The organism is Methanosaeta sp. UBA356 (genome assembly GCF_002496465.1).
GTDB lineage: Archaea > Halobacteriota > Methanosarcinia > Methanotrichales > Methanotrichaceae > Methanothrix > Methanothrix soehngenii.
On record NZ_DAKC01000062.1, the window covers coordinates 1 to 8,770 of the forward strand.

Consider the following 8,770-nt stretch of genomic DNA (forward strand, 5'->3'; position numbering starts at 1 on the left):
CACTTTTAGACCGCCATTGACATATAGGCTATCAAGATGCATGACCTCAGCACCCGCTTATGATTAACAGTATAGCCACGATTATGGAGTTCGGCCGTTATCCTTCGATAGCCTTATCCAAGAAATGCCAAAGGGATATCTCGAATCTCGTCTATCAGAACGGCATTTTTGGTATTCTCAGTGGTATCTAAATTCTGTCTTATTAGCAATTTGCAGTAACCACTGCGACTTATATCCATTATTTGAAACGATTGGAATACAGATAACTGAAGGCAGTTCGAATGAGCTTCCTGGATAATCATACACCACCAAATAATGTCGGTTTTAGTCTCTCTTATTGGACCTTCTTCTGAGTCATGGCGAAAGCTCTTTTTAATTATCAAAAACACAGGATTTAAACGAACGGTCTCTGAATTGAGGTTTTTTAAGTTCCAGGTCTCCAACACGTGTTTTAAGAGATCGCTCTTTATAGCCATTGCGTTGAGTTGTTCGCGTGTCATTTCGCTCATATGGCTCGGCTCCCGATTGCTGTATCGCCTCTAATTGCATGACTAGGTTCAAGAACCAGGTCAGTAGCTTCTTTAATCCGTCATCCTGATCTTTCACCTACGGGGAAAGAGTCCCGATCGCAATCGGGACATCGACAAGGTAATCTTCTAGCAGATCAAATATCTCCATGGCTCTGTATCCTCCTTGTTTCCAAACATATAGTGGGTACAGGGCCTTTATATCATTTTACAGAAAAGGAAATACACTACCAGTTTGTCGCACCTCATTTCGCTAATATGGCTCAGCTACTGATTGCTGTATTGCCACTAATTGCATGACTAGGTTTAAAAACCAGGTCAGAAACTTCTTTTATCTGTCATCTTTATCTTTCACCTACGGGGAATGAGTCCCTATCTCAATCGGGACATCGATGAGATAATCTTCTAGCATATTTAATATCCCCCTGGCTCAGTACCCTCCATTTTTCCAAAGATGCAGTGGGCACAGGGCCTTTACATCCTTTCCAGAAAAAGAAGTACATTACCCGACTGCCATAAGACTTCAGCTTTTATTGGATCTCTTCTGGTGATAATTATATTTCGTTGTTCTGATTTAAAATCTTTATTGATATTAGCCCGTAGATACCTAGAGTTAAATAGTATGCCATTTGTATTATATAATAGCCAAACGCAGAGATTATTGCATCATTCAGTGGGATCCCCAGAGGCACCAATATCACAGTCCATAAGCCTTGGCTTGTCCCAAGCCCCGCAATCCCGTATATGGGAAGTAGTGTAGAAAGGACGGTGAAGGTTGATCCCATTATAACTATATGTAATGGCATATCAAAATGCATTCCCTTAATCACCAAAAAAACCACAGAAAAGTTGGCTATCCAAATGAAGAACGAGGTTATAAGAGCAAAAATCGCCGTCTTAATATTTCTCATACCCTCCATGGCCTGCATAATTTCTCTCAACTTCAATATAATATATTTAATACGAGCATTGTTGCCAAGTCCCAACTTATCCAAGGAGCAGGTGAATGGATCCAAGAAATTCTCTCTGCAACGAAGAAGCATAATCAGAAGCAAGAAACAAGCGATAATTAGGAGAGATGTCAGAATCGAAGCAAGCCTCAATCCCTCAAGCTGTTTGGCTGCGATCCATGAAGATACCAAAAATAAGGAGCAAATTGCAGCAAAATCGAGAATGCGTGCAACTATGAGCGTGGACGCTCCGATAGCAGCATTTTTATTATGCAGCTTCTTGAGCATGTAAACATATGAAAGCTCTCCGGCCCTCATTGGAGCCATATTATTCACCATATTATAGACACATACTATATTAAAAAGGCTACGAATTTTTATCCTTTTATTCAACAATACATAGAAACGAATTGCTCTGAGGATATTGCAAAATATATATGTCAAAAAACCGATTATCAAATATATGGGTTCTATGCTCTTGAGAGTGTTTATAATGTCAGCCGGCTTTATCTGAGACAAGGTCAAGTAAAGCAATACTACAGTGATAACGACGGCCATTATCAGCCCTTGATTTCTCTTATCCATATACGAATCAACGGAATCTCTCAATCACCCCACTATTAAGAACTATATGCTTGCAGCTAATGAGATCACTATGCAGATTGACCAATCGTATATCTAAAATAAAAAATATATTTATGGCATAATCCATCGAGTAGCTCATAAAAAAAGATGGCTCCACTCCATTGCTTTATAGCTCATGCACATATTATTGTTGTTCCTGTTGATCTCGCAGGCGCCTGCTATGAACCGGTCCGATGTCACTACCGCTGACCCTGCAAATTCCAAGCCCGCCAGATTTTTGGGTCTGATGGCAGCCACCCCGTTAGCCGGAATTGTCTGGCCGCCTGCATATAGCAATCCACCTGCCCTGTCTCGCAGCTCCAGTTGTATGTTTGCGGCCTCGTCTGAAGGATTCTGAATCATCAGCCAGGATCTCCAGTTATCGGGATTGGTAGTGTCTGTGAAATCAGGATAATAAAGGATCCATTCTTCTCGCTCGATAATCTGAACTGCTGCAGCTTCAGACCATCCCGATGTGGCGCCTCTGCTGTCCGTGGCCATGGCCTTTATCTGATAGACACCTGCATTGGTCCAGCTATGAGACATGCTTGCAGTTGCCCCTGAATCGACAAAATCTGTGGAAGCGGTGCTTCCGTCTCCCCAATCGAAGGTGTACTTCACTTGATCTCCATCCGGATCAGATGCAGAGGTGAAATAGGTGTAGTCAACCTCGACAAAACCGCTATTCTCGCCCAGAGGAACAGATGGCGTATTTGGAGGATTGTTGGGGAGGTCGGAGAAGTCTATAGCTGCCACAAAAGCGTCTTTGTATCCGGCATTGGCTGGCTGCAATGGATTTTGGGTTGGAAAATTGTTTGATTCTGTATAACCCGTGAGATAGGTTTTGCTAAAATCATCTATGGCGATTCCTTTGGCATAATCATAGTTGACTCCTCCAAGGTAAGTGGAAAAGGACAAAGCCGATCCAGCAGCATTTATCATGGTGACGAAAATATCATGCGAGCCACCATTCGATGCCTGCAATGGGATCTTTGTTGGGAAGTCGGCGGAAGAGGTATCACCAGTAACAATAGCGTTGCCCCAGCCATTCACAGCGATGCCGTGAGCAAAACAATCGCCACTGCCTCCAAGGTAGGTGGAATATGCTAATCCTGATCCGGCGGAGTTGATCTTGGTGACAAAGGAGTCAAAAGAACCGTCCTTCAATGCTTGTATCGGATTTTGGGTTGGGAAGTCATTTGAGATGGTATAACCTGTTACATAGGCGTTGCCTCTACTATCCACAGCGATGCCTTCAGCAAAGTCATTAAAGCTTCCACCAAGGTAGGTGGAATAAGTCAATGCCGATCCAGCTGAATTGATCTTGGATACAAATGCGTCCATCTCGCCACCATTCGATGCCTGCAATGGATTTGTTGTCGGGAAGTTGGTTGAATATGTAGGCCCGGTGATATAGGCATTGCTGCTTCCGTCTAAGGCGATGCCAAGGCCATATTCAGAGCTGCTCCCTCCGAGGTATGTGGAATAGACCAGTGCCGATCCGGCAGAATTGATCTTGGATACAAATGCGTCCCACAATCCGGCCTTCGATGCTTGGATGGGATTTTTTGTCGGGAAGCTGGTGGAGCCTGTATATCCGGTGACATATGCATTGCCGCTTCCGTCTACAGCTATGCCTTCTCCATTATCCTCGCCGCTCCCTCCGAGGTAGGTGGAATAAGATAGTGCCGACCCGGCGGAATTGATCTTGGCAATAAAAGCATCATTCGAACCAGCATTGGATGCCTGCAATGGATTTTTTGTCGGGAAGTTGGTGGAGGCAGTATACCCGGTGACATAGGCGTTGCCGCTGCTATCTACTGCGATTCCTTTGGCATAATCATAATCTCCTCCTCCCAGGTAGGTGGAATAAGATAGTGCCGATCCAGCTGAATTGATCTTGGCAACAAAAACATCGCTAGAAGCAGCATTGGATGCCTGCAATGGATTTTTTGTCGGGAAGTTGGTGGAAGCAGTATACCCTGTGACATATGCATTGCCACTGCTATCAAGTGCCAGGCTTAAGCCAGAATCATCGCCGCTTCCCCCTAGATATGTGGAGTAGGCTAATGCCGGATCGATCACCAAAGGATATCTTCGATCGTAGTCTACGATCTCAAATCCAACTCCATTGTCTCCAACCAGGCGGTAACGTCCTTCAACCATCTCCCTGCTACCATTGATCTCCTGGTAGCATATGGGCACAGAATCGGTCAGGTTGCCCGCAGAGGTTCTTATCAGCAGAGATCCATCCTCTGCCAGGCTGAGGTTATCCTGGCCGCTATAGGTCAGAATTATCCCAGACAAATCTGCACCGGGATTCAAGGTCAGCTCATGCTTCAGGTATCCTTCCGTACCCTTGAAGACCAGATCCACTCCTGGATAGACCTCTTTATACCTTATTGCCTCATAGGTGGGGATATCGGAAATCCATTGGGTTGAGTCATTACCTATGAAGAAGTTGGCCTGGCCAGGGAGCTGCTCTTCCCCTATTATCTGTCCTGGGCTGGAGTTCTCAAAGGCCATATGGACGGCAGAGGAGTTGTTGCCCCGGAACAAACTGAATACGACCTCTGAAGGGGTGAAGAACACCGTTGGGCCTTCTATCTGGACCATGAACCTCACATCTTCGGGGGACTGACCACGATTTTCTATAAAGCTCAAGGGCAGCTTGAGCATGGCCGAGTCGATCGATTGGTTATTGTTATGGGGGCTGCTATCTAGCTCAGTGCTAGTGGATATGCTGCAATTCACACCAGAGAGCAAATCTGAATGATCTGGTGAGGAGTTGATGATGGGAACTTCTGCCGACCCGGACATCATCGATACCATAAGAATTGCGCTAAAAAGGATTGTTAACGCATAATTGGACCTGCATAAATGCATGACTTCTTGCACCTCTCGATATTAAATAGTTTTAAAGTATCTTTAGTTAGATAAGCCTTTCCACTAAAGTTTAACACACTGAATAAACGGCAATACCTGGTATTTCTAAAATTAATTTTTTAAGAATCATCAGCAAGCATCCCGCCGTTCAGCCAGCGTCTGCTGAGCAGGCCTGTTGGGAAACAAGGGGACATATTGCGGATCATCATGCAGACACGTAGGAAGGATACTTATATCGATTGAGCGGGTAGAAAGTATGTCAATGCGGCAAAGGATCTTTTTATCCTCATGTGGCTGCTGCCCTGCAAGTTAAACCTATCCTATGCCTAAAACAAGAGATGGTGCCACGATTAAGGATGCGTTTCATATAGAGAGAGCCATAGTTTCATGCACAAGCAATCCATCCGCCACGATCCAAGAAGATTAAAATACTGCAATAAGGATGTTCTCCTGCAATGAGGATCTCTGTGATAGGCGGCGGCTATGTGGGCCTAGTCTCTGCTGTCTGCTTTGCCCAGCTGGGCCACACAGTCGAGCTGATAGAGATCGATATCGATCGGGCCAGTTCAATCAGCCAGGGCAGTCCGCAAATATACGAAAAGAGCCTGGAAGCGCTCTTATCAAAGCACCTGGAAAAGAGCTTTCATGTGTCCACAGCTTATGATGCCATTCCAGACACAGATATCTCCTTCATATGCGTGGGGACCCCAGAGGGGGACAATGGCGATCCGGACCTCTCCATAGTCCAGTCCGCCTGCCAGTCTCTGGGCCGGTCTCTGAGGGATAAGGACTCATATCATGTGGTGGTCGTGAAGAGCACCGTCCCCCCCGGGGCCACCGAGGGCCTTGTGGTCCCCACAGTCCTGAAACACTCCCAAAGGGCAGGGGATGAAACCGGCTTTTGCATGAACCCGGAGTTTCTCAGAGAGGGGCGGGCGGTAGAGGATTTCATGCATCCGGACCGGATAATCATAGGCAGCAATGACAGTAGAGCGGGAGACCGAGCAGAATCAGCATATCGAGGAATTGAGGCGCCAATCATCCGCACAGGGATCAAATCTGCGGAGATGATAAAGTACGCCTCCAATGCCTTTCTGGCCACCAAAATATCCTTTGCCAATGAGATGGGGAATCTCTGCAAGAGGCTGGACATCGACGTTTATGAGGTGATGAAAGGAGTGGGCATGGATCACAGAATATCCCCCCACTTCCTCAATGCTGGCGCCGGCTTTGGGGGAAGCTGCTTTCCCAAGGACCTCTCCGCCCTCATAGCTCTGGCCCAATCTCTGGGCGAAGAGCCGTTGATTCTCAGATCCGTCCAAAATGTCAATGAAAGGCAGCCTGCGCGGATACTGGAACTGCTGCAAAAGAAGATCGTCCGCCTTGAGGGCAAGAGGATCGCAGTCCTCGGCCTGGCCTTCAAGAACGATACTGATGATATCCGAGAATCCAGATCAATTCCCGTGATCATGAAGCTAAAGGAGAAGGGGGCGAATATAGCGGCTTATGATCCAAAGGCAACCGGCTCCATGAGAAAATTGATCCCGGATATCGAGTACTGCTCGACAGCTGCAGATGCCTTGAGGGGTGCAGATGCATGCCTGGTGATGACCGAGTGGCCGGAGTTCAGCCTTCTGGATGAGGAGTTTGATCTGATGAAAAACAGGGTGATCATCGAGGGAAGAAATATTCTGTCCTGCCAGGATAAAGAGGGAATATGCTGGTAGCACAAGGGCTGATACCGGCCGCTGGAATGGGGACCAGGCTCGGGCCCTTCACCCATGCTATACCGAAAGAGCTCTTGCCCGTGGGGGAGAAGGCAGTGATAGAGCATGTGGTCGAGGCTATGCAGCTGGCGGGGATAGAGGAGATCGTGGTTGTTGTTAGCCCCCATAAGCATGGCATCTCAGATTACCTGGGCTCAGGAAGGCGGTTCGGAGTGAATCTCACCTATGTAGTCCAGGATGAGCCACTTGGTCTGGCCAATGCGGTGCTATCCGGGGAGCACGTCATAGACGGCAGCTTTGCAGTGGTTCTTGGCGACAACTTCTTTCATCCCAAGTCGTTCCTTGGAGACTTGATCTCATACCATATTGCCGAGAAGGCAGATGCTACTCTTGGGGTGGCTGATGTAGAGGATGTGACCAGGCACGGGATCATAACCGTGGAGGGTGACAGGATAAAGGATATAATCGAGAAGCCAATGCCAGAAAAGGCCCCCAGCTCGCTTGGATCAATTGGCATCTATGTCTTTGAGCCTGACCTCTTTGATGCCATCAGGAGGACAAAACCAGGTTATAAAGGGGAATACCAGCTCACTGACTCGATCAAGGTGCTCATAGAGTTGGGGAAGAATGTTATTTATAAAAAAATAGACGGAGTGCATATCGATGTGGGCACTCCCAAGGACCTGGTATGGGCCAATAACTGGCACTTCCGATATTGCGGCTGCGAATAGATCCCTAAGGTCAAAAGCGACATCAATCCTGGAGCTTTGAGCCTGAATAATCTCCTACGGATATTTCTTTTCTACCATAATCCTTCCCGATTCGTCAATTAAGCTCACATTTCCGGCATCATCTAAGATTGGGCTAGGATAACCTATGTAGATCTTAGTGGCGGTACTGTTGTTTCCGTTCCCGATATGCAGTTCAACCTCAGAATTTGGCGCCAAATGGATCCGTGGAAGCGACAGAATGATTTTCTCGTCCACAGAAATGAACCAGCGCTCCAGGACGCTATCCTTCATCCCTTTATTATGCAATACAAGGTATTCGTCGTTATCAGAAGGAACGATTTTGACTATCTCGATTGCATCTATCGATTTGCCGGCTGTATTACTTGCAGGAGAGACATTATCTATTGGAATTATACCATTTATTCTCGCAGGTGAGGCATTCCCATATCCCGATGCAAAAGCCATCTCTATTAAGATTATTATTAATATTGTCCCATATATTATGCGTTTCATATGCGTCCTCCAATTTTTACCGATGACCTGAATTTACAGCGCCAATCAATATATTCGCAATGTTATGGAAAGATAAAAAGATATTGCAGCGGACGAAGCGCGAACCATTTGGCTCTCCTAATGATCTGCTAACACATTCGTCCCCTGGGCCGTTCTGCTTTTCATGCCGGAAGTGTTTCATTTCTTTCTCTTTCTGATGTCCGTCGCGCACGCATCCCCTGCCTTCAAGTTCCCGCCACGGTCCAGATCGCGCCTCAAACGGGCCGAGCTAAACCCCAAAAGCTTCCCTGCCCCTCTTTCTTCGCGAGAATGATTCGCATAATAGAAGAGTAGGCTTGCCATCATGCTAAATCATATCAGAATGTGGATCTCGTACGGCTGGGATTAATAAACCCCTGTTGCGTATATATCCCTTCATGAGCGATACAGAGGCAAAGTCCAGCATCGGCCCGGGCATGGGCCTGATCCATCTGGAGACTGGGGTGCAGATCATCATCCCCGCCCAGATCGAGCCGGAGAGAATTGTGGCAGCAATAGAAGCTCTACTGGCTGCAGTCAAGGACAATATGAGCGAGGGCATAGGCTGCTCGGATATCGCCTGGATGACCTCCTCTGATGTCAATGCCATGCTCCTGGTGAGCACAGATATGGAGGAGGGGCCAGCAGGCGCAGTTTCCGCCCTTCATGCCGCAGCGGAGGCCTTCTCCGAAAGGTCCGGTCGGGTGATATCGCAGATGGAGGCAGATTCCGGGGAATGAAAATCGCCTTATTGCAGCTAAATCCCACCTTGGGCGACCTGGCCGGAAATAAGG

At 47.1% G+C, this 8,770-nt stretch carries 6 protein-coding genes and 2 pseudogenes; 3 read left to right on the forward strand and 5 right to left on the reverse strand.

Features of this window, described 5'->3' with window-relative positions:
* Positions 1-5 precede the first annotated feature (5 nt).
* From BP727_RS13615 to BP727_RS05320, 4 genes and pseudogenes are all read right to left on the reverse strand, one after another.
* Positions 6-104, reverse strand: a pseudogene (locus BP727_RS13615) (hypothetical protein); the annotation flags it as partial.
* A gap of 274 nt (positions 105-378) precedes the next feature.
* Positions 379-606, reverse strand: a pseudogene (locus BP727_RS05310) (transposase); the annotation flags it as partial.
* A 475-nt stretch (positions 607-1,081) separates the two neighbouring features.
* Positions 1,082-2,062 carry a lysylphosphatidylglycerol synthase transmembrane domain-containing protein gene (locus BP727_RS05315; RefSeq protein WP_342766272.1) on the reverse strand — a complete coding sequence of 327 codons (981 nt, stop codon included), beginning with the start codon at positions 2,060-2,062 and terminating at the stop codon, positions 1,082-1,084.
* A gap of 135 nt (positions 2,063-2,197) precedes the next feature.
* Positions 2,198-4,933 (reverse strand): SBBP repeat-containing protein, encoded by a 2,736-nt coding sequence (locus tag BP727_RS05320; RefSeq protein ID WP_286857745.1) that lies wholly within the window; start codon positions 4,931-4,933, stop codon positions 2,198-2,200.
* A gap of 509 nt (positions 4,934-5,442) precedes the next feature.
* Here BP727_RS05320 and BP727_RS05325 point away from each other — a divergent pair.
* Together BP727_RS05325 and BP727_RS05330 are read left to right on the forward strand one after the other, a co-directional pair.
* On the forward strand, positions 5,443-6,714 hold the full coding sequence (locus BP727_RS05325) for a UDP-glucose dehydrogenase family protein (protein WP_286857748.1): 1,272 nt from the start codon (positions 5,443-5,445) through the stop codon (positions 6,712-6,714).
* Positions 6,705-7,445, forward strand: coding sequence for a sugar phosphate nucleotidyltransferase (locus BP727_RS05330; protein WP_286857750.1), 741 nt, complete (start codon positions 6,705-6,707; stop codon positions 7,443-7,445). The genes BP727_RS05325 and BP727_RS05330 overlap by 10 nt, the downstream gene beginning before the upstream one ends.
* Positions 7,446-7,499: 54 nt before the next feature.
* Here the strand turns inward: BP727_RS05330 and BP727_RS05335 are convergent, their stop codons facing one another.
* Positions 7,500-7,958 (reverse strand): hypothetical protein, encoded by a 459-nt coding sequence (locus BP727_RS05335; protein ID WP_286857752.1) that lies wholly within the window; start codon positions 7,956-7,958, stop codon positions 7,500-7,502.
* A 416-nt stretch (positions 7,959-8,374) separates the two neighbouring features.
* On the opposite strand from BP727_RS05335, the gene BP727_RS05340 reads away from it, so the two are divergent.
* Complete coding sequence (locus BP727_RS05340) at positions 8,375-8,716, forward strand: hypothetical protein (RefSeq protein WP_013719496.1); 342 nt, start codon at positions 8,375-8,377, stop codon at positions 8,714-8,716.
* Positions 8,717-8,770: the final 54 nt, after the last annotated feature.

What these genes read in the sequence shown, in the direction of transcription:
- BP727_RS05340 (WP_013719496.1), top strand. Translation starts at nt 8,375, where the DNA reads ATGAGCGATACAGAGGCAAAGTCCAGCATCGGCCCGGGCATGGGCCTG.
- BP727_RS05325 (WP_286857748.1), top strand. Translation starts at nt 5,443, where the DNA reads ATGAGGATCTCTGTGATAGGCGGCGGCTATGTGGGCCTAGTCTCTGCT.
- BP727_RS05330 (WP_286857750.1), top strand. Translation starts at nt 6,705, where the DNA reads ATGCTGGTAGCACAAGGGCTGATACCGGCCGCTGGAATGGGGACCAGG.
- BP727_RS05320 (WP_286857745.1), bottom strand. Translation starts at nt 4,933, where the DNA reads ATGGTATCGATGATGTCCGGGTCGGCAGAAGTTCCCATCATCAACTCC.
- BP727_RS05315 (WP_342766272.1), bottom strand. Translation starts at nt 2,062, where the DNA reads ATGGATAAGAGAAATCAAGGGCTGATAATGGCCGTCGTTATCACTGTA.
- BP727_RS05335 (WP_286857752.1), bottom strand. Translation starts at nt 7,958, where the DNA reads ATGAAACGCATAATATATGGGACAATATTAATAATAATCTTAATAGAG.